The sequence below is a fragment of the Azonexus hydrophilus genome (assembly GCF_038368255.1).
Taxonomy (GTDB): Bacteria; Pseudomonadota; Gammaproteobacteria; order Burkholderiales; family Rhodocyclaceae; genus Azonexus; species Azonexus hydrophilus.
Genome location: NZ_CP151406.1, coordinates 2,080,898 through 2,100,785, shown reverse-complemented (window position 1 = coordinate 2,100,785; position 19,888 = coordinate 2,080,898). Strand labels below are relative to the sequence as shown.

Below are 19,888 nucleotides of genomic sequence, written 5' to 3'. Positions count from 1 at the left end.
CCTTGGGCCGCTTCTGGCCGGCAGTGTGAGTAGGCGCCCTTGCCCGTAAGCCGACGTTCGCCGAAGCTCAGATCTTTCAATGGCTGCAATGCGGCACATGCGCAACTGAGTACATCCGGCCATCAAGAGAAGCTCGTCCGGAATGCCAGTCAGACAGCAACAGACTGACAGCGGACATTCGGGTTTCGTGGCCCGGGGAATCCTGGTCGGGCACTGCGGACCGTGGGTCTGCGCTCCAACTCGGTCGGCTATGCGTCGGTTACCGGCCAGTCAGTTGCTGATGGAGGGTGTCAGTTTAGGCCATAGCCCGAACCGACCCACAAGAGACATTCATCGTATCGGCGATCCGGCGGAAGGTTTCTGAGCGTAGCAGTCGCACTGAGTGATCGCTGGCTGTAAGCTACTCAGCCAATCTCGTCATACAGGCCAACACTTGAAGTTCAATCAGACACACCCACATGAAAGTCGATACGCGCTCTATTTTGACCTCGAGGGCCGATCTTGGTAATTACCTTTTTATGGATATTGTGTGTTGCCTTGATTTTGCTGGGTTTGGCGGGCACCGTGCTGCCCGTGCTGCCAGGCACCGTGTTGGTTTGGGGCGGCATTGTGCTGGGGGCTTGGATAGACGACTTCGCTCGTGTCGGCATGACCACCGTGGTGGTGGTCAGTGTGCTGGCGTTATTGGCCTGGGGTTTGGAGTATGTAGCCGGGCTCATGGGAGCCAAAAAAGCCGGCGCCAGCAAACTGGCCCTGATGGGCGCAGCGGTGGGCACGGTACTCGGTCTTTTCATGGGCTTGGTGGGCGTGCTCTTCATGCCTTTGGTCGGCGCCGCCGTTGGCGAGTACTTGGCACGAAAAGACCATGCACGCGCTGTCAAAGTCGGCATTGCCACATGGGTAGGGATCATGGTGGGGCTCATCGCCAAAGTCGTGCTGGCTTTCACTATGGTGGGTATTTTCGGCGCGGCCTTGCTGATTTGAAAATACAAAGGCGCGTCAAGACCAGGCGAGTGATCAGGGCTGGGAAGTTTGAAGCGGGTCGTTCAGTGCAGTAGTGTTACGAGTAATACCAGCACCCCAAGGCCCAGATTGATCGCAACCCAGTTGCGGGTCTGTGCCAGGGCCGCACCACCCGCGACCCAATCAAACGCCGCAACGGCAAGGCTTAGCCTCTTGTAAAGCACAACGCGGATGTGCATGAAGATTGCCACTATCGCGATGCCGATCACCGCCATGAGGGTCCAGGCCAGCGGCATCTCGAAGCTGCTACCCGACTGCACCACCTGCGTAGTGATGCGGGTGGTGGCTGCGTGCGATCAGGCGCGTTCTGGCAGTACGGGGGTGACTGAGGTGCGGATAAAGACCTGATCGCGGGGCGCAAAGTCCCACTGCTCGATAAGGCAGAACACCCCCTTTTCGGCCCCGGCCTGCGCCAGATCGCCAGGTGCACCGACTGCCTCGCCCCAGCGCAGGATATTCACCGAGTTGGGCGCTTCGGGGCGAGTACGCGACGAAATGGCGGTACCAGCCTGAAGCACTGAAAGTCGTCGGGACAGGCCATGCACCGCCAGCGTGTAGGGCAGATGTATGTGCCCACCCAGGACGAGGTCAGCCCCGGCCGCCGACCAGGCGTGCAGCGCGGCTTCGTGGCCGCGCAGCAGATTGACGCGTTCTTCTGCCTGAGCCACCGCCGCCGGCTGGTGCACCACCACCAGACGCAACTGCTGCGGGCTGGCCGCATTCAACAGCTTGGCCACGCGCTCAATCTGCACCGAGGACACTTCTCCGTTCTTGTGCCGCCAGGCGCGCGTGGTGTTAACACCGATAACCAGCAGATCGGACGATGCGTGCACGGGTTCGAGATTGCCCCCGAAAGCCTTGGTGTAGCGCGCATAGGGGCTGGTCAGCCGTGACCACAGATCGAACAGCGCAATGTCGTGGTTGCCCGGCACGGCCAGAAGCGGAGCGCCTAACCGGTCGACGAAAGCCTTTGCAGCACGGAACTGGCTGGGCCGTGCGCGCTGCGTGATGTCGCCCGAGAGCACCACCAGATCGGGATGCTGCTGCGCAGCCAGCGCGACAAGTGCGTCGACCACCGGCGGCAGTTCAGTACCGAAATGCGTATCGGAAATATGCAGCACGACACTCATGCCGGAAACTCCGAGCCGGTCGCCGTGGCAGCCTGATCAGGGTTTTGCAGCAGGTACAAGGGCTTTTCCAGCACACGAATGTCGATCGGTGCGCGCATGCGTGCCACTTCGCCATCGAACGCGACCACGAGTTCAGTGTGGTCGGTACACAGAGTAGGTTTGACCACCATGTGCTTGAACTCGAAGCTTTCCACGCCGGCGGCTTCGCCCAGCCGGCCCATCGCTCCGTGCAGCATCAGCTTGAGCATCGACAGCGTGCCAATGGGCCGTAGCATCAGCGCGGCCATGCTGCCATCGCCGGGGGTGCCGGCGATGGTGTCTTCCGGTTCGGCGCCGAACTGTTGCAGTTGCAGCCGGTTGTTGCCGACGAACAGCGTCAGCGTCTGTACATCGCGGACCGCCGAACCCGTCTCGATGTGCAGGCGCAAGCGGCGCTGTGCGCGCAGCAGCGTCGCCCCGGCCGCGACGAACGCCACCCAGCGGCTGCGGCCAAAGCGGGCTTTGTAGGCTTCGCGGTCCTGCAATAGTTCGGGGTAGATCCCCAGGCTGGCATTGACCAGGAAGATGCGCTCGTTGATGGCACCCACCTGCACCGGCACCGGGCGCGCCTGCAGCACCTGCCGGGCCGCAGCTGCCGGCTCGGTGGCAATGCCGTGTGTCCGGGCAAAGTAATTGAAGGTGCCGTAGGGAATGACCCCCATGGCGCAGCCGGCGGCGTGCGCAGCCTGGGCCACTGTATTGAGGCTGCCATCGCCACCTACGGCGATCACCGCCGTATCCCGCGCCACCGCCATTTTGGCGGCCTCGCCCGCTACCTGTGCCAGATCGGCAGGCTGGCAACTCAACAGTTCGCCCTTTCGTCCATGTGCTGCGAGTGCCGACTGGATTACCGTACGCTTGGCCTCGAGGTCGAAAGCCCCAGCGGCAGCGTTGATCACGAACAGTAGCGTTGCCTCAGGGTCGATGCTCGGGGGCGGCAGCGCATCGCGCTGGGGGCTGCCGGCTGATATCGGTCGGGGCTGGCACCTATCAGTCATGCCGCAGCAGATCGCCGAAGACCGTGTACTCGCCATCCTGGCGATCCATGCCGGGCGCGTCGTAGAGTACCAGCCAGTGAGGCGTGCGGCCGGCGATCGCTAGCGGCAGGGCACAGATCGCTTCGGCCCGGTTCGTACCATGGCCGTGGGGTAGCGAAACCGATTCGGTCAGCACCGTTTCGAAACGCACCGGTTCCCGGTTGGCGCTGATTGTGGCTCGGGCGAATGGCCATTTGAAGACACGGATATCACCATTGAGCACCATTGTCGGACCGGCCAGGATGTAAAGATCGTCACCGGAGAAATGCAGGTCGCGCACGCCCAGGCCGTCAAGTTGCAGGAAATGTTTGCGCAGCAGCGTGCCGCTCTCGTCAAGGGGTACCAGGCGGAGTTGATCCCGATGCGCCTCGACTGCGATTTCGAGCAACGCCGACCAGCCGCGCAGCACCGGGCCACGCAGGCCGAGCAGCAGCCGCTGTCCGTCCACCGCCAGACCTTCGATGTCAAAGCCGTTGTCCTTGCCCGGGATCGCCATGTAGGGGCCAAAGTGGGGATCGTCGGCCAGGATGCGGGTGAGCAGGTTCGCCTGCGCATCGCCTTTGAGCCGCAGTGCCTGGCGGCCGTCTTGAGCCTGACGTACCAGGCAGGGCTCACCCTTAGCATCGGGCTCGATGGGCAGACATGCCAGCAGGCGGCGATTGGCGTCGAGCGTCACTTTTGCCAGCCGTTTGGCGTTGTCGGCGTGACCTCGGTCCGGCTTGATGTTCTTGCGCTTGAGGCCATGCGAACCAACCACCCAGAGGTAGCCATCGGCCACCGCCATGCCTTCCAGGTCGGCCTCATCATCGTCTGCACCGGGCAGGTCCAGCAGCTCAGCCAGCGGAAAATCGCGGACTTCGCCAAAATGCAAGGACTCGCCGCCTACGGCGTCAAGGCGGCGCAGGCGATCCAGACCACTGGCTTCGTCGCCTGCCACCCAGAGCCAATCGCCGGTGAAGGCTGCTCCCGACAGGTTGTTATGAACCAGGGAGTCAGGTGCGAACTCAAGACGAACGGCATTCGGGATTCGGGTTTTGGGCATGGGATGGGGTTTCTGGAAAAGATGTTGCGTTGGTCGCCCTACTGATTGACAAGTGCCATCTTCGGTTGGCTTATTCGTCAGCTGCGGGGTGCGATTTGACCACTCACGGGCTTGCAAGGTCATCATGATCTTTCCTTAATTTGCGTTATCTAAAACGGTCATCGGCGAGAGCTCAGGTCGATGGTGACAACATCTTTCTCCTGGACCGAAAAAACCAGTGTGAAGTGCTCGCCGTCCTTGACGAACTCATGGCGCTCTTCCGAGGGTGAGGCTGAGCGAAGCGTCTGCTGGTACCCCAGTGCGGCGAAGCCCTGGATATAGTGGTTTAGAACTTCGGTGAAATCAGCCTTGCCCTGGTAACGCACTTGCACTTGCTGCTCATCGCGTTGCCACTGAACTCGCGCCAGGCCGGGATAACGTGCAACCGGCGCCGGATCGGTACCCGAGACTTCGCGCAGCGGACTTTCCGGCTTGAATCCTGGAACCAGGACGCCCAGTTTTTCCTGGACGCCCGGGATGACCTGCTCGACCTGAGCGGTGGCGGCACGTACAGCTTCCGGTGCAGCGTTGACCCCATCTCTGGCCATACCGAACAACCATCCGGCAGTGCTGATCGCCGCCCAGATGAATAATGCGACAAGCACCAGAAAGGTCACCGACAGGAAAATCCAGGTTCGGCGGCTGATCGAAAAGATACGGCTCAGGAGACCGCGCAAGAGGGGATTGGATAATGGGCTCACGTCATTCCTCCGCCGAAAACACGGGGGTCGGCCCAAACTCCCGTTGCCGGGACAAGCGGCGTTCGAGGCTGCCTGCGGCACGATCGACGGCATGCGCAATCGCCGCCTGCAGATCGCAGGCAACTTCCTCGATCACCACATCCCGCATCCGCGACAGCGGAATACGCAGATGACAGCGCTTGTCGTTGCCGCCACGCGGACCATTGATGTCGGACAGGCTGACGACGATTCGATCGACATCGTGCTCGGCCCAATCCAGACCAAAATTCACACAACGCTCGATGTGCTCTCGCAAATCGTCAGACACTGTGATCCCTTGGCTGCGGATGTCGATCTTCATTCCCTGTTCCTCAGATAGTGAAATAGGGCTTCAAGATAAACAAGGACGAATATTTAAAAAACACAATTTTTTGTGGATAATATTTCGTAAATTTCCGAAATGTCAGCATGAATCACAAACACCTTCATTACTTCTGGACGGTAGCCCGGCTTGGTGGCGTCAGCCGGGCGGCGGAGCAACTTGACCTCACGCCACAAACCATTAGCGGGCAACTGCGTCAGCTTGAAAATGAATTGGGGGCCGCGCTTTTCCGCCCTTCAGGCCGCGGTCTTGAACTGACCGATGCCGGACGGATGGCTCTGTCCTACGCCGATGAAATACTGCATCTCGAAAGCGAGATGAAGCAGGCGTTGCTGGCGCGCCAGCAACGCCCGATGCCGATCCTGCGCATCGGCATCGCAGATGTTGTCCCGAAATCGTTTGCCTACCGCTTGCTGGCCCCCGTTGGCAAACTGCCGGAACCGGTCAGACTGGTTTGCCGGGAAGGCAGTATCGACATGCTGCTCGCCGAACTGGCCCTGCACCACCTCGACATGGTCGTGGCCGATCGCCCGATGCCATCGGGACTGGCCATTCGCGGTCACAGCCATAAGCTGGGTGAAAGCACCCTGGCCTTTTTTGCGGCCGAATCCCTGTGCCCCGAGCCGCCCGCTTTCCCGGAATGTCTGAACAATGCACCACTACTCCTGCCCGGCGGGCATGCCGCAGTTCGTGGCCTGATTGATCGCTGGTTCAGTGACCAGCGGCTAACCCCACGGTTGATGGGCGAGTTCGATGATGGCGCGCTAATGAAGGCATTCGGGCAAGCCGGTGCCGGTTTCTTCCCGGGGCCGGCGGTGCTGGCTGATGAGATCCACTCACGCTACAACACGCCTTGTGTCGGTCGCGTAGAGGAGATTCATGAAAGCTTCTGGGCGATTACCGCCGAGCGGCGGATCAGCCATCCATCAATCGCGACGATCATCGATTCCGCCCGTACAGCACTCACTCCCGATCTATCCCATCAACATCCAGGCACTTCAGCCAGCCCAATCGGTGACCCTCATGCAAGCAAATGAAAATTCGAATCACCACACGAAAGACCCTGTCCTGTTGTTTTTCAACCGGGTGATCGCCCAGGTTTCCCGAGTCCTTGCCGCGATCATGGTCCTGGTAATCATCTGGGGCGTGGCTGACGTTGTGTATGTGCTCTATCAGCGTTTGATGGCGCCACCGTTCATGCTGCTGGAAATCAAGGACATCCTGGCGACCTTTGGTGCCTTCATGGCGGTGCTGATCGCCATTGAAATCTTTCACAACATCATTCTTTATGTCGAAGACAACCACAACCGGCAACTCGCCGTTGAAATCGTTCTCGGGACAGCATTGATGGCGATTGCCCGCAAAGTCATCGTACTGGACTTCAACGAAGTCGGTGCCGGTCACGTTTATGCGACCGCAGCCGTCACTTTGGCGTTGTCCGTGGGTTACTACTTGATCGTGATCCGTGCGCAAAGCGCAAGGCGCAAGGCGACGAATGCCCCGCAGCATTCTTCCTCCTGATAACGGCTGACGCCCATGTCCATGCTGAATGATCTGTTCGTCGCCATTCCGGGCCAATGGGAAAAGGTCATCGCGACCTTCTTCCTGATCGCCATCGGCATGGCCCTTTCCCATCTGTGGGCGCGCTATCTGGCACGCGGAGAAATTTCCGCGGAAAAACGACGCATACATCTGGTCTGGGCCAGAAACGTCATCTGGTTTCTGGTCTTTTTCATCATCATTTCCGTCTGGGCATCAACGATCGCCGGTTTTGCCCTCTCTCTTGCGGCAGTGGCTGGCGCGGTACTGATCGTCAGCAAGGAACTGCTGATGTGCGTACTCGGCTACCTTTACATCACCTTTGTTCGACCATTCAAGGTTGGCGATCTTGTTGAAATCAACCAACTGAACGGGCGAGTCATCGACATCGACATATTTGCCACCACGCTGGCTGAACTGGGCTATGGCGGGCAACAGACAGGAAAGGTGGCAGAGTTTCCCAATGGTTTGTTGCTGACGACACCGTTGAAGAACACCTCCCTGACCGGGGAATATGTGTTGCATCTCTTCCGCATGCCCATTCCTCAGGAAGCAATGCATGATCTCGACAAAGTCGAGGCTGCTGCATTGGCGGCCGCCGATCAGGCGACCCAGGCCTGGCAGGCAGATGCCCAAGCCCATTTCCGCAGGATTTCGGTCGAAAGCTTCATCGCCTTTCCGTCAGGTCGCAACAAGGTGCTGTGGGACTTTTCCGACCCCGACAAACTGATGCTCGTGGTCAGGGTAGCCTGTCCGAGTGACTTGCGATTGAAAGTCGAACAGGCGGTGTTTCGCGATACCTGGCGGGCGTTGAGGTTAACTCAGTCCAGTGACTCAGGGCCGGGGCGTCTTGCTGAATGATCCGACCAGCCAGTGTCCGGCGATTGCAAAGATGAACAAGACCAGTGCACCCAAGCCCCAGATTGCCCAAATCAACGGGCTGAGCCAACTGATGGCTGAAGCGAAGAAAGGCACGGTCTGGGTTACCGAAACAGTGACGCCATCACGCCAACGGCGGCAATAGGTTCGTTGCAGACGTTGGCTCCAGTTAGCCCTTGGGCCGCTTCTGGCCGATTGCGCCAGTACGGGCAGTGTGCCACAAAGCTACCGTTGGCCTGATGCCCATAGATCATGTCCGGATAGTGTCTGCGGGGGGGCGATTTCTTCTGGATTGTCTCGGATAGCCAGTCTCAGGATAATGGCGGATTCGCAGAACAAGCAAACCAAACCCGTGTATGACCGAACGCACAAAGCGCCCTAAGAGCAAGGTCACCTGGTCCGACGTCAAGAGCAAGCTCGCTGACTTCGACAGGGCGGGGTTGCAACAACTGGTTGCCAACCTTTATGTCTTCCACAAGGACAACCAGACCTTTCTTCATGCCCGTTTCGGCTTGGGTGAGAACCCACTCGAAGCCTACAAGCAACGCATCCAGGCAGCGCTAGCCCCGGATATCAGCCGCAAGCGCAATGCCAACATTTCGGTAGCGGCGGCTAAAAAGGCGATATCAGAGTACAACAAGGCCGTCGGCGATCCGCTGGGTATTCTGGAACTGCGGCTGTTCTGGTGCGAAACTGCAGTCAAGTTCTCCATGGACTACGGATACGGTGATGTTGGCTACCTCGACGCGCTTGCGCTCCAGTACAGCGAGGCATGCATTGTATTGTCGGCCCTGGATGAACCCTTGCTCGAAGACACCATCGAACGACTGACGAATATTCGGGACGACGCACAGATGGGGTACGGCATCTGGGATTACATGGCTGACACTCTGGGGAAGGCGTTGCTCAAGTTGCCAATGACTACAGTCGAGGCAGAGATCCCTCAAACTGGCAGTTCATAGCTCATGGCATTCAACGACCTCGACAGGAAGCGTATCGAAAATGCCATGGTAGCGTTCATGGCCAAGCGCCGCCCGCCACCGCACATACGCCCGGAACTCGACATTGGCTATCGGCTGACTGACCAGAGCGTTGAGATATTCGAGATTCGCCCGCAGTGGGACAATCCGGCGATCACTCGTGAGCGCCCATTCGCCAAGGCGACCTACGTACGAACTCAAAATCTGTGGAAGGTGTTTTGGAAACGCTCTGACCTGAAGTGGCATGGTTACGAGCCTGCCGCAACTGTGAAGTCGATTGATGAATTTCTGGCTGTCGTCGACGCGGATCAGTACTGTTGTTTTTTCGGGTAGCCCCCGTCATCTTTGGATGAAAAATCAGACTCCGATCAACAACCAAGGAGTCAAAGATGGAAACCATCAACAAACGCGAAGCCTGGAACAAGGGAAAGCTCGTCGGCCAGAAGCCACCGCTCAAGCCCAAGGACATCTGGGCCATCCGCATCTACCTCCAGAATGCCCATGCGGTCCGCGACCTCGCCATGTTCAACCTGGCCATTGACAGCAAGCTACGGGGCTGCGATCTCGTCAGTCTGCGGGTTCGCGACATCACCCACGGAAACCAGGTGCTTTCCCGCGCCATGGTTATCCAGAGGAAAACGCAGCGGCCCGTGCAGTTCGAGCTGACGGAACCGACGAGGGTGGCAGTGTCCGCCTGGCTGGAAAAATCTCACCTGCGAAGCGATCAGTTTCTGTTCCCGAGCAGGGTGGCGAGGTCACCCCATGTCTCGACACGCCAATATGCGCGGATCGTGCATCACTGGGCCGAGGCTGCCGGCCTGGACTCGTCGGCCTATGGGACGCATTCCATGCGGAGAACCAAGGCAACGCTGATCTACAAGCGCACGAAGAATCTGCGGGCCGTTCAGCTGCTACTTGGTCATTCCAAGCTGGAAAGCACCGTTCGTTACCTCGGCATTGAGGTGGACGATGCGCTGGAGATTTCGGAGCAGACTGAAATCTAGCCGGCACCTTGCGGCTGCACGGGGGCACAACCCGGGCGGCCGCTTTCTGGCATCATGTTGTATTCGTGCAATCGGCCAGGACCCGCCGTTCGGCACTTCAGAAAAGCTGTCAGTTGAACGACTGCTGCTGTCAGAAACCTGCCAGATACCCGCCCCGTGAGAATTCGCCATTGGCAATTTTCAGTTGCTAGATGGTATCGGTCGCAATCCGTCGCATAGCAGCTGATCAGGGACACATATTGCAAGGGGATTTTCTTCAGAACCGACGGTTGACAGTAGAGTGCTACAGCACTATAGTGCTCCATAGATTAACGGAGGTTCACATGTACACCATTGAAATTGACTTCGACGTATTCAAGAAATTAACGACCTTGCGCGAGACGGAAACGGTTAGTTACAACGATGTAATCCGGCGCCTGCTTAACATGCCTCAGTCACCTCAAAATACCGAGGCGGCCCCATTAATCACCAAACAACAAGATCTAACACCTGTCAAACCTACACAATTTGAAGGGCCCGGCGCATGGGTCGTCAAAGACGTAGTCTTTCCCTCTGGCACAGAGTTCCGAGCAACACACAAAGGCCGGGTAATTCTTGGTCGCGTTGAAACTGGTGCCTTGGTGGTCAACGGCAAACGATATGAAACACCTTCTTCAGCCGCGTCAGATCTTACAAATACTTCTGTAAATGGATGGATTTTCTGGGAATGCAAGAAGCCAGGTAGTGCGTCTTGGCAAATGATCAAGACTTTTCGAAAGGGGTCATAATCCATGCGAACACATCTGACCAATTCCGTTGAGATTCTCTACTTGTCGCTGATGCTGCGTTGGGAGCGAACAGCTCCGCCTGATCGCCACAAGGGCATTCAGGAAGGTGTTGCCAAGATTAATTCGCAAACAGCTCGTCTTGCCTATGTGATCAAACTCCTCGCCCTTGGAGTTGAGGACAAGGTATTCGGTACATTCGAGCGATACACTCGTCGCAATGACGGTAATTCCTATATTTCAAGCGATCCGTCATGGATGGAAAGTCCCTACCCAATTTTTAGCGGGTGGTATTTCGAGGGTTGTACTAGCCTTTCACAGAAACTGAGTTGCATTCGATGCGTATCCAAGCTCGGTCTATCGGCCGTCTTTGAGAAATGTATCGAAGACTTCGTGGCTGGCGCGACGGTGGTTGAGTACATGCCAACGCGTGAAGAGCAGGAGGCGATATTGGAAAGCCTTCGCCTGCGTGGCGAACTGGATTTCGAAATTTCAGAACCAGAGCACCGAACCAAATTGCTTTCAACGGCTGAATCGGTAGAAGGAAGCACCCTATGCCCATCTTGCCCAGCGGATTGACGATTGGAATCGGCCACCAGGCCATCCCAAAATCGGTTGGCCCAGATTGGTTTAAATGTCCAGCGGGCCGTTTTTGGTACAAGCGGCCAGATATCTCCATCACCCCGCCACCTTACGACGGCATTACCGCAATATTGGAAGACTGGGTTCATGCTCCGGTTCCTGAGGCCATCGACGAGGTGAAACAATACCTTTATGTCCTCTACCGCCAGCCAGAGGGGAAATTTCAATGGCGTGGCGAATGGCTCAACGAGTTTCCTCTGCCCGGACAGCTTTCCAAGGAAGACGAAGAGGCCTGGAATGCGTGGATTAGCAGCGAACTGGCGCTGCCTTTCCTGCGCAAAGCAATTGATGTTTGCGGCGGTGTCCCGCGGAGTGGTGTAAGAGCGGAAGGTGTTGAGTTTGCCGTGGTGGCCCTGCAGGGCCACCACGGCGGGCGCAATCAGGAGGTCATCGGAGAACTCCGGTAAGGTTGGGTTTGCGAATCTCAATCTCTACTGAGGAGTAAACCGATGACCCAAGACAGAATGCAACTTTCCGAGCTGCTTGAAAAGGCCGGCGCCGACGATATCGTGCGCGAGATGATCGGCTTTGTGGCCCAGCGCCTGATGGAGCTGGATGTCGAGAACCGCTGCGGCGCCAGCCATGGCGAGCGTTCCGAGGCGCGAACCAATTCCCGAAACGGCTTTCGGGATCGCGCGTGGGATACCCGCGCCGGCACGGTGGCGCTGCGCATCCCTAAGCTGCGCTCCGGCAGCTACTTCCCGCCCTTCCTGGAACCACGGCGGACCGCCGAAAAGGCGCTGGCGGCCGTTATCCAGGAGGCCTACGTGCAGGGCATCTCGACGCGTTCGGTCGATGATCTGGTCCAGGCTATGGGCATGAGCGGCATCTCCAAGAGCCAGGTCTCTCGCCTCTGCGCCGAGATCGACGAGCGGGTGCAGACCTTCCTTGCCCGTCCCATCGAAGGCGACTGGCCCTATCTGTGGATTGACGCCACCTACCTCAAGGTACGTCAGGCCGGAAGAATCGTTTCCGTCGCCGCCATAATCGCCATCGGCGCTAACAGCGATGGCCGACGCGAAGTGCTTGGGCTGCAGGTCGGCGCCTCTGAAGCCGAACCCTTCTGGACTGAATTCCTGCGCAGCCTGTCGCGTCGCGGCCTGCGCGGCGTCAAGCTGGTGATCTCGGACGCCCACGAGGGCCTGAAAGCTGCTGTACGCAAGGTGATCTCTGCAACCTGGCAGCGTTGCCGGGTACATTTCATGCGCAATGTCCTGGTTCATGCGCCGACCAACCAGCGTCGCATGGTGTCTGCCCTGATCGCCACCATCTTTGCCCATGAGACAGAAGCTGCGGCACGGGACCAGTGGCGAACCGTCGCTGACCAACTCCGTGAGCGCCTGCCAAAGATCGCCCGGCTGATGGATGATGCCGAGGACGATGTGCTCGCACACATGGGCTTTCCTCGCGAGCACCGGAGCAAGATCCACAGCACCAATCCGATTGAGCGGCTCAATGCCGAAATCAAGCGCCGTACCGACGTCGTCGGCATCTTTCCCAACGAAGCGGCCATCTACCGCCTGGTCGGCGCCCTATTGCTTGAACAGAACGACGAGTGGGCCATGCAGCGACGTTACATGACCCTGGAAACCTTGGCCGAGGTCGGCGACAATCCCGCCGTCAGCTTGTCCGCCGTGACCCTCTGACTGGCAATCCAACCTCACCGGAATCCATGACTTCCTGATTGCCTCTTACACCACGAACGGGGACACGATCATGTTTGCCGCCAGCAGGCTGAATCGAACAGTCAGTGTTCTGGCGTGGCCGTGTTTTCTGGCGAAAAGCGATGACCCCGAGCGAATACTACTGTGGGCCTTTCCGCGAGCACTTTTATCAGTTCTGGAACTCGCTCGATAGCAATGGATCGGTATCGAGGGTTCGCTCGAAATGCAACCCCTCCAGTTTTGCGAAACAATCGGACCTGCATTTCTCTACATTCGATCTGGTTGCCAATCCGGCCAATGGATTCAGAGATCACTTAGCCGGCATCCCGACATCAAACCACGTTAATTTCCTTTGCGCGCTGTTCTCTCTGATCCTAATCGACCAAGTCATGTATTCGCATCGGAAGTCAGATTACCTAGCGTTTCAGGCACTAACGCTATACCCCAAGGCGGATCGAACCGTTGGATTCGCACGAACATTAATGATGGCTAACCCCTATGAGTTGTTCTCAAACGAGATTCTGCAAAGCCATAGCATCGAGCACACGGAAATCAACAGGCAATTTGCTGTATGGGCCCCTTTCATAGTGCAAGACCTCAAATCCTTCTTCGCAACGCATACCGTTGGAAACAGCACGTGGAATGGAGTCAAGGCTGCCATGCTCAGCGATGCCAGCTGTTTCGCAGGGGGCCAGTTAGGTGCGTATTTGAGGCGCGAACTTGAATCGGAAGTTGGATGACAGCGATGAGATTTATCACAACTCGTGATCGCTTCAAGGGATCTCTGCTTGGATTGGCCTGTGGCGATGCAGTCGGGACAACTGTTGAATTCAAGCGCCGTGGCACCTTCGAATTGGTAACGGATATGGTAGGAGGTGGTCCATTCAAGCTTAACGCTGGTGAATGGACAGACGATACGTCGATGGCATTGTGTTTGACCGCCAGCCTTCTCGAAAACCAGGGTTTTGATGCACATGACCAGATGACCCGCTATGTCCGCTGGATGCGCGAAGGTTACATGAGTAGCAACGGAAGTTGTTTCGATATAGGACTAACCGTAAAGACAGCATTGAACCGGTTCAGACATTCGGGTGAGCCGTTTAGCGGATCAACTGAGCCAGATACTGCGGGCAATGGATGCCTGATGCGATTGGCGCCAGTACCGATGTTTTTCTTCAGCGATCGGCAGCAAGCCATTGCAATGTCAGCTGAAAGCTCCAGAACGACCCACGGTGCATTGGAATGCATCGAGGCAAGCAGCCGATCGTGTCCCCGTTCGTGGTGTAAGAGGCAATCAGGAAGTCATGGATTCCGGTGAGGTTGGATTGCCAGTCAGAGGGTCACGGCGGACAAGCTGACGGCGGGATTGTCGCCGACCTCGGCCAAGGTTTCCAGGGTCATGTAACGTCGCTGCATGGCCCACTCGTCGTTCTGTTCAAGCAATAGGGCGCCGACCAGGCGGTAGATGGCCGCTTCGTTGGGAAAGATGCCGACGACGTCGGTACGGCGCTTGATTTCGGCATTGAGCCGCTCAATCGGATTGGTGCTGTGGATCTTGCTCCGGTGCTCGCGAGGAAAGCCCATGTGTGCGAGCACATCGTCCTCGGCATCATCCATCAGCCGGGCGATCTTTGGCAGGCGCTCACGGAGTTGGTCAGCGACGGTTCGCCACTGGTCCCGTGCCGCAGCTTCTGTCTCATGGGCAAAGATGGTGGCGATCAGGGCAGACACCATGCGACGCTGGTTGGTCGGCGCATGAACCAGGACATTGCGCATGAAATGTACCCGGCAACGCTGCCAGGTTGCAGAGATCACCTTGCGTACAGCAGCTTTCAGGCCCTCGTGGGCGTCCGAGATCACCAGCTTGACGCCGCGCAGGCCGCGACGCGACAGGCTGCGCAGGAATTCAGTCCAGAAGGGTTCGGCTTCAGAGGCGCCGACCTGCAGCCCAAGCACTTCGCGTCGGCCATCGCTGTTAGCGCCGATGGCGATTATGGCGGCGACGGAAACGATTCTTCCGGCCTGACGTACCTTGAGGTAGGTGGCGTCAATCCACAGATAGGGCCAGTCGCCTTCGATGGGACGGGCAAGGAAGGTCTGCACCCGCTCGTCGATCTCGGCGCAGAGGCGAGAGACCTGGCTCTTGGAGATGCCGCTCATGCCCATAGCCTGGACCAGATCATCGACCGAACGCGTCGAGATGCCCTGCACGTAGGCCTCCTGGATAACGGCCGCCAGCGCCTTTTCGGCGGTCCGCCGTGGTTCCAGGAAGGGCGGGAAGTAGCTGCCGGAGCGCAGCTTAGGGATGCGCAGCGCCACCGTGCCGGCGCGGGTATCCCACGCGCGATCCCGAAAGCCGTTTCGGGAATTGGTTCGCGCCTCGGAACGCTCGCCATGGCTGGCGCCGCAGCGGTTCTCGACATCCAGCTCCATCAGGCGCTGGGCCACAAAGCCGATCATCTCGCGCACGATATCGTCGGCGCCGGCCTTTTCAAGCAGCTCGGAAAGTTGCATTCTGTCTTGGGTCATCGGTTTACTCCTCAGTAGAGATTGAGATTCGCAAACCCAACCTTACCGGAGTTCTCCGATGACCTCCTGATTGCGCCCGCCGTGGTGGCCCTGCAGGGCCACCACGGCAAACTCAACACCTTCCGCTCTTACACCACTCCGCGGGACACCGCCCAAGCAGCCTGTTAGGGGCAATGCTGCATTCCGCTCTTTCAGGAGCAACGAAAGAAGGCATCCTCCTCGGACATGGACTCAACACGTTCCAATCAGGAGCCATTGCCGCTATTGCAGCTGGAAGCTATCAAGACAAGGATGTGTCACAAATCAAAGGGTCTGGATATGTTGTAGAAAGCCTAGAAGCTGCATTGTGGTGTTTCTTCAGAACTTCATCATTTACGGGGGCGGTACTGGCTGCTGTGAATCTAGGGCACGATGCCGACACGACAGCCGCCATTTGTGGGCAATTGGCAGGGGCCTATTACGGGGGGTCCGAGATTCCCTCGAAATGGCGGGACAGGCTTGCGCGGAGCAATCTAATTGCAGAACTAGCCGACCATTTGTACGAGCAAACAAATGGAGCAGTGGTGACCAATTAGCTGTCCTGTCGTCATAACAGGCTTTGGCCGAGCTGCAGTCCATGAGAGGCTGTACTGGGCGACCGCTCGGAACATATACCTGCCGTTGAACTGTTGAAGGATTGGGCGGCGGCAAAGGGTCGGGAGCACGTATTCGCCGGAGTAGAAAGCAGCCGGTCACCGTGATGTAGGCGCCAACGGCAGCTTACTGCCTGACTGCTGACCGATATCGAGTGATCTGGCAATGGCAGCAAAGGCCGAACTCCCGCCACCATCTAACGACAAAGCTGTCCCTTTCCCGTTCTTTTCAGCCTGCGACACTCCCAAGGTGCCATCGGATTCGGCTCCTGCCAAATCCCAATCCGTCCAGCTTTCGCCTGTCGTTCAGCTTCTGGATAACCCAGGCGCTGCTCTCGCGTAAGCTCTGGGGAAAACTGAAATGCGTACCAGGCATACCCCGCTTCAATCATTGCCTGTCCGACATCCCGATTTCCGACCCGTACATGGCACACCTGCCGATAGAAGCGATCCTCCTTGTAGCACCAAGCCGTGGTTTTCTGACCCGCAACGAGGGATCGAAGGTAATTCCTCGCCGATCTCCAATACGCCTGACCCGTTTCCGGCGTGTCGGCACCGGATAGACGAATGTTGATTAGACCTCGTTCGTCAGTCATGAGTTTGAGGGTATCCCCATCAGGGTTCATCAGCACGCTGCCAGTGACTTCAAACGGTCTATGAAATCGGCCTTCCGCATGCGCGGCCTGGATGCCAGTCATCAACAGAGCGAGGGCAAATTGCCTAATTATTGTGCGGCTTATCGAAAGCATATTCCCGTCAATCAGTTAGGACTCGTCCTAAGCTCGAACCCACAAGCTTATCCACAGATTTCGGGGATAAACGATCTTTATCAAAGCAGGGGCTGCTGCGGGTTTTCGGCGACGAGGTTGTCAGCCGGATAGGCGTAGAGGAAACGTCGGCTATCTGACACTGATGCCTGGAGCCAGCCATCGTAGTCCTGCTCATGCAGGATCACGATGGACCGCTTTTCATCGTCAGGTTTATGAAACTGGCGCATGAGTGGATGCTGGTCTGCATTGATCGTCAGCATCGTGTAGCTGTAGGTCGTTTCGCCACCCGGGTTCTTCCAGATCGACCACAGCCCGGCAATCCCCATCGGTTTGCCATCGGCGCGGGAAATCCGGGTTGGCACTGCACGGCCAGTGCGCCAGTCGGGTTCATAGAACGCTTCGGCCGGAATGATGCAGTGCCGAGCCAGACGCCAGGCATCCCGGTACGACGGTTTCTCATGCACCGTTTCCGAGCGTGCGTTGTAGGTGTTGCGGGCAATCGTCGTATCTTTTGCCCAGTGAGGAATCAGACCGAACGAGCCGACCAGTAATTCCCGGAACGGAACCGCTTCGTCGCCGACATCGGCAAACTCATGTTTGCGCAGGAAAGGGCCGTGATACCCGGGCCACAGGCTGGGTTTCAGGCCGAGTGGCAGGTCGTGAACGCCGAAATAGGCTTTCAGCTGGGCAGGATCGGTCTGCGGATCATAGTGGGCACACATGCCCGGCAGAATAACAAAACCCCTCGGTTTTGGACGCCGAGGGGTTCTGCGGGACTACGAGATTACGGTATTACCAGACAGCAAGACTCACTTGGCAACCGGGGCTTGAGGTGCCGGCTTGGCTTCCGGCTTCACCTCTGGCTTGCCTTCGGTCTTCTCATGCTTCTCGTGTTTCTCGTGCTTGGCTGGCCTTCATCCGTCGCTGCAGAATCCTGGGCCTGTCACTGGCTGAGATTCACGAACTACAGAGCTATCAGGACGACCCTCATCAGCCTTGTACCGCCGTCAACGCCTTGCTCGATGATCACATCTCTCATGTGCGGTCGCAGATAACCGCTCTGCAAGCGCTTGAGAAACAACTCGTTTCACTGAGAGCGAGTTGCAACGATGACCGGGAAGTTGAGGCGTGTGGGGTTCTTGCTGGAATTAGCGAAGGAAACATGCACCAGCAGTAGGTGAAGCATCAACCAGATAATCCGATGAGATGCCGGTCTGTCTCACTCTCATGCAAAGGTAAGATCAACCATTTAATCCGCTTACCCCAATAAAAATGGTGCCGCCGGTGGCGATGTCACAGATTCTTCATCGGTTCGTCACGCGCAGGTAACACAGCCCCCCTACCATGGCCTGGCAATTCGATTTTGTAATCGTCATCGCAGTTTGATTGCGAAACCAACGAAGGACTCGCCATGATTCATCTGCACAAAGTATCGGTGCAATTCGGCAATCTTGTTGCCCTGCATCCAACCACCCTGGACTTCTGCCAGGGCCAGTTTACCGTTTTGCTGGGCGCCTCCGGTGCCGGCAAATCAACCCTCCTGCGCTGCCTGAACCTGATGCACACCCCGCATGCCGGCGAGGTCCGCGTCGACGGACACGGCCCCCTCCAGGACCGCAAGACGCTGCAGATGCACCGCCGTCAGACAGGCATGATTTTCCAGCAGCATCAACTGATCGGCCGCCTCCCGGCCCTGCAAAACGTGCTCATGGGACGTCTCGGTTACCACTCGACCCTGCGCAGCCTGTTTCCGTTGCCGCGCGCCGAACAGGAATTTGCGTTGCAATGCCTGGAGCGTGTCGGCTTGCTGGACAAGGCGCTGACGCGGGTGGACCAGTTAAGCGGCGGCCAGCAGCAACGCGTCGGCATCGCCCGCGCCCTGGCGCAGCGACCACGCCTGATTCTTGCCGACGAACCGGTGGCCAGCCTCGATCCCGTCAGCGCCGACAAAGTCCTGTCGCTGCTGCACCGTATCTGCAAGGAAGACGGCATCTCGGCGGTCATCAGCCTGCACCAGGTCGAACTTGCCCGCAAGTATGCTGACCGCATCGTTGGCCTGGCACACGGACGTCTCGTGTTCGACGCCACACCGGATGCCCTGACACCGGCGCAAGCCGCCGCCCTGTACGAGCACAAGGCGGCGGGCACGCCGCCGGCAGACGTCGCTGCCACCGTCCGTTCTCCCTTTCCCATCGCAACCGCAAAGGAAGCATTATGAAGAAACTGTTTGCCGCCATTAGCCTGGCCTCGCTTGCCCTTCTGGGCGCCGTCGCGCATGCTGCGCCCAATCCGGATCCGGACACCCTGAAAGTGGCCCTGCTGCCGGATGAAAATGCCTCGACCGTCATCAAGAACAACAAGCCGCTGGAAGAGTATCTGGAAAAAACGCTGGGCAAGAAGATTGAACTGATCGTCACCACCGATTACTCCTCGATGATCGAGGCGATGCGCCATGGCCGCCTGGATCTGGCTTACTTCGGCCCGCTGTCCTATGTGCTGGCCCGGCAGAAGAGCGAAATCGAAGCCTTCGCCGCGATCAAGCAAAAAGGCAGCACCACTTACCAGTCGGTCCTGGTCATCAATACCGGCGCCGGCATCAACGGCATTGCCGACATCGCAAAAAAGAACGTTGCTTATGGCGACAAGGCCTCGACCTCCAGCCACCTGATCCCGAAATCGATGCTGGCGGAAAATGGCTTGAAAGCCGGCGAGAATTACCAGGAACACTTCGTCGGCGCCCATGACGCCGTCGCCATCGCCGTGCAGAATGGCCACGCGCAGGCGGGCGGCCTGTCCAAGCCGATTTTCGAATCGCTGGTCCAGCGCGGCATCATCGACGCCAACAAGGTCAAGGTGCTGGTCGAATCCAAGCCCTTTCCGCAGTACCCGTGGACCATGCGCTCCAACCTGAATGCCGCGCTGAAGGAAAAGATCCGCGCCGCTTTCCTGGGCCTGAATGACCCGGCCGTGCTGAAGCCATTCAAAGCCGACGGCTTCGGCCCGATCAGCGACAAGGAATACGATGTCGTGCGCAATCTCGGCACGCTGCTCAAGCTGGATCTGTCCAAGTTCTAGGCACACATCGCACAAGCAATCAGGAGTCTTCATGCACG

At 58.0% G+C, this 19,888-nt stretch carries 26 protein-coding genes and 1 pseudogene; 18 read left to right on the top strand and 9 right to left on the bottom strand.

The window, feature by feature from the left end; all coding sequences use genetic code 11:
• The first annotated feature begins 501 nt into the window (after positions 1-501).
• Positions 502-984, top strand: a complete 483-nt coding sequence (locus AADV58_RS10015; RefSeq protein ID WP_043387488.1) for a DUF456 domain-containing protein — start codon at positions 502-504, stop codon at positions 982-984.
• Positions 985-1,046: 62 nt separating this feature from the next.
• Here AADV58_RS10015 and AADV58_RS10010 read toward each other — a convergent pair whose 3' ends face one another.
• From AADV58_RS10010 to AADV58_RS09985, 6 genes are all read right to left on the bottom strand, one after another.
• Positions 1,047-1,259, bottom strand: coding sequence for a hypothetical protein (locus tag AADV58_RS10010; RefSeq protein ID WP_197022696.1), 213 nt, complete (start codon positions 1,257-1,259; stop codon positions 1,047-1,049).
• A 60-nt stretch (positions 1,260-1,319) separates the two neighbouring features.
• Positions 1,320-2,153: a metallophosphoesterase family protein gene (locus tag AADV58_RS10005; protein WP_043387487.1), complete on the bottom strand. Its 834-nt coding sequence runs from the start codon at positions 2,151-2,153 to the stop codon at positions 1,320-1,322.
• The gene (locus AADV58_RS10000) at positions 2,150-3,190 is read right to left on the bottom strand and encodes a diacylglycerol/lipid kinase family protein (RefSeq protein ID WP_168943195.1); all 1,041 of its coding nucleotides are present in this window, start codon (positions 3,188-3,190) and stop codon (positions 2,150-2,152) included. The genes AADV58_RS10005 and AADV58_RS10000 overlap by 4 nt, the downstream gene beginning before the upstream one ends.
• Complete coding sequence (locus AADV58_RS09995) at positions 3,183-4,271, bottom strand: DUF3616 domain-containing protein (RefSeq protein WP_043387482.1); 1,089 nt, start codon at positions 4,269-4,271, stop codon at positions 3,183-3,185. The genes AADV58_RS10000 and AADV58_RS09995 overlap by 8 nt, the downstream gene beginning before the upstream one ends.
• 158 nt (positions 4,272-4,429) lie before the next feature.
• A complete protein-coding gene (locus tag AADV58_RS09990) occupies positions 4,430-5,011 on the bottom strand; it encodes a hypothetical protein (protein WP_051519707.1) in 582 nt (193 codons plus the stop codon).
• Position 5,012: 1 nt separating this feature from the next.
• Positions 5,013-5,351 (bottom strand): HPF/RaiA family ribosome-associated protein, encoded by a 339-nt coding sequence (locus tag AADV58_RS09985; protein ID WP_168943196.1) that lies wholly within the window; start codon positions 5,349-5,351, stop codon positions 5,013-5,015.
• Positions 5,352-5,458: 107 nt separating this feature from the next.
• Here AADV58_RS09985 and nhaR point away from each other — a divergent pair, with 107 nt between their 5' ends.
• The 13 genes from nhaR to AADV58_RS09920 all read left to right on the top strand — a co-directional run bounded on the left by nhaR (position 5,459) and on the right by AADV58_RS09920 (position 14,162).
• Positions 5,459-6,409, top strand: coding sequence for a transcriptional activator NhaR (nhaR, locus tag AADV58_RS09980; protein WP_341743065.1), 951 nt, complete (start codon positions 5,459-5,461; stop codon positions 6,407-6,409).
• On the top strand, positions 6,396-6,893 hold the full coding sequence (locus tag AADV58_RS09975; protein ID WP_341744543.1) for a phosphate-starvation-inducible PsiE family protein: 498 nt from the start codon (positions 6,396-6,398) through the stop codon (positions 6,891-6,893). Before nhaR ends, AADV58_RS09975 begins: the two co-directional genes overlap by 14 nt.
• A 15-nt stretch (positions 6,894-6,908) precedes the next feature.
• The gene (locus tag AADV58_RS09970) at positions 6,909-7,772 is read left to right on the top strand and encodes a mechanosensitive ion channel family protein (RefSeq protein ID WP_341743064.1); all 864 of its coding nucleotides are present in this window, start codon (positions 6,909-6,911) and stop codon (positions 7,770-7,772) included.
• Positions 7,773-7,803: 31 nt separating this feature from the next.
• Positions 7,804-7,935, top strand: a complete 132-nt coding sequence (locus AADV58_RS09965) for a hypothetical protein (protein WP_282435560.1) — start codon at positions 7,804-7,806, stop codon at positions 7,933-7,935.
• A gap of 211 nt (positions 7,936-8,146) precedes the next feature.
• Positions 8,147-8,752, top strand: a complete 606-nt coding sequence (locus tag AADV58_RS09960) for a hypothetical protein (protein WP_211164008.1) — start codon at positions 8,147-8,149, stop codon at positions 8,750-8,752.
• A gap of 3 nt (positions 8,753-8,755) precedes the next feature.
• The gene (locus AADV58_RS09955; RefSeq protein WP_168941936.1) at positions 8,756-9,103 is read left to right on the top strand and encodes a DUF3024 domain-containing protein; all 348 of its coding nucleotides are present in this window, start codon (positions 8,756-8,758) and stop codon (positions 9,101-9,103) included.
• Between the two features lie 56 nt (positions 9,104-9,159).
• Entirely contained in the window at positions 9,160-9,774 is a 615-nt protein-coding gene (locus tag AADV58_RS09950; protein ID WP_168941937.1) for a tyrosine-type recombinase/integrase, read from the top strand.
• Between the two features lie 323 nt (positions 9,775-10,097).
• The gene (locus tag AADV58_RS09945) at positions 10,098-10,541 is read left to right on the top strand and encodes a DUF4357 domain-containing protein (protein ID WP_341743063.1); all 444 of its coding nucleotides are present in this window, start codon (positions 10,098-10,100) and stop codon (positions 10,539-10,541) included.
• Between the two features lie 3 nt (positions 10,542-10,544).
• The gene (locus AADV58_RS09940) at positions 10,545-11,117 is read left to right on the top strand and encodes a hypothetical protein (protein ID WP_341743062.1); all 573 of its coding nucleotides are present in this window, start codon (positions 10,545-10,547) and stop codon (positions 11,115-11,117) included.
• Complete coding sequence (locus AADV58_RS09935) at positions 11,093-11,587, top strand: hypothetical protein (protein ID WP_341743061.1); 495 nt, start codon at positions 11,093-11,095, stop codon at positions 11,585-11,587. The genes AADV58_RS09940 and AADV58_RS09935 overlap by 25 nt, the downstream gene beginning before the upstream one ends.
• Positions 11,588-11,629: 42 nt before the next feature.
• Positions 11,630-12,826 (top strand): IS256 family transposase, encoded by a 1,197-nt coding sequence (locus AADV58_RS09930; protein WP_341743058.1) that lies wholly within the window; start codon positions 11,630-11,632, stop codon positions 12,824-12,826.
• Positions 12,827-12,966: 140 nt separating this feature from the next.
• Positions 12,967-13,584 carry a hypothetical protein gene (locus AADV58_RS09925; RefSeq protein ID WP_341743060.1) on the top strand — a complete coding sequence of 206 codons (618 nt, stop codon included), beginning with the start codon at positions 12,967-12,969 and terminating at the stop codon, positions 13,582-13,584.
• Between the two features lie 5 nt (positions 13,585-13,589).
• A complete protein-coding gene (locus tag AADV58_RS09920; RefSeq protein ID WP_341743059.1) occupies positions 13,590-14,162 on the top strand; it encodes an ADP-ribosylglycohydrolase family protein in 573 nt (190 codons plus the stop codon).
• Positions 14,163-14,176: 14 nt separating this feature from the next.
• Here AADV58_RS09920 and AADV58_RS09915 read toward each other — a convergent pair whose 3' ends face one another.
• Positions 14,177-15,373 carry an IS256 family transposase gene (locus tag AADV58_RS09915; RefSeq protein WP_341743058.1) on the bottom strand — a complete coding sequence of 399 codons (1,197 nt, stop codon included), beginning with the start codon at positions 15,371-15,373 and terminating at the stop codon, positions 14,177-14,179.
• Positions 15,374-15,519: 146 nt separating this feature from the next.
• Between AADV58_RS09915 and AADV58_RS09910 the strand changes: the two are divergent.
• Positions 15,520-15,948: pseudogene (locus AADV58_RS09910) on the top strand (ADP-ribosylglycohydrolase family protein); the annotation flags it as partial.
• 254 nt (positions 15,949-16,202) lie between these two features.
• On the opposite strand, the gene AADV58_RS18665 reads toward AADV58_RS09910, so the two are convergent.
• Both AADV58_RS18665 and AADV58_RS09905 read right to left on the bottom strand, forming a co-directional pair.
• Positions 16,203-16,601, bottom strand: a complete 399-nt coding sequence (locus tag AADV58_RS18665; protein ID WP_424243848.1) for a thermonuclease family protein — start codon at positions 16,599-16,601, stop codon at positions 16,203-16,205.
• A gap of 233 nt (positions 16,602-16,834) precedes the next feature.
• Complete coding sequence (locus tag AADV58_RS09905) at positions 16,835-17,497, bottom strand: SOS response-associated peptidase (protein ID WP_341743056.1); 663 nt, start codon at positions 17,495-17,497, stop codon at positions 16,835-16,837.
• A gap of 29 nt (positions 17,498-17,526) precedes the next feature.
• Between AADV58_RS09905 and AADV58_RS18660 the strand changes: the two genes are divergently transcribed.
• The 3 genes from AADV58_RS18660 (at position 17,527) to phnD (ending at position 19,850) form a co-directional block, all read left to right on the top strand.
• Entirely contained in the window at positions 17,527-17,952 is a 426-nt protein-coding gene (locus AADV58_RS18660) for a MerR family DNA-binding protein (protein WP_424243806.1), read from the top strand.
• 234 nt (positions 17,953-18,186) lie between these two features.
• Positions 18,187-18,993: a phosphonate ABC transporter ATP-binding protein gene (phnC, locus tag AADV58_RS09895; protein ID WP_341743055.1), complete on the top strand. Its 807-nt coding sequence runs from the start codon at positions 18,187-18,189 to the stop codon at positions 18,991-18,993.
• On the top strand, positions 18,990-19,850 hold the full coding sequence (gene phnD, locus AADV58_RS09890) for a phosphate/phosphite/phosphonate ABC transporter substrate-binding protein (RefSeq protein ID WP_027458816.1): 861 nt from the start codon (positions 18,990-18,992) through the stop codon (positions 19,848-19,850). Before phnC ends, phnD begins: the two co-directional genes overlap by 4 nt.
• Positions 19,851-19,888: the final 38 nt, after the last annotated feature.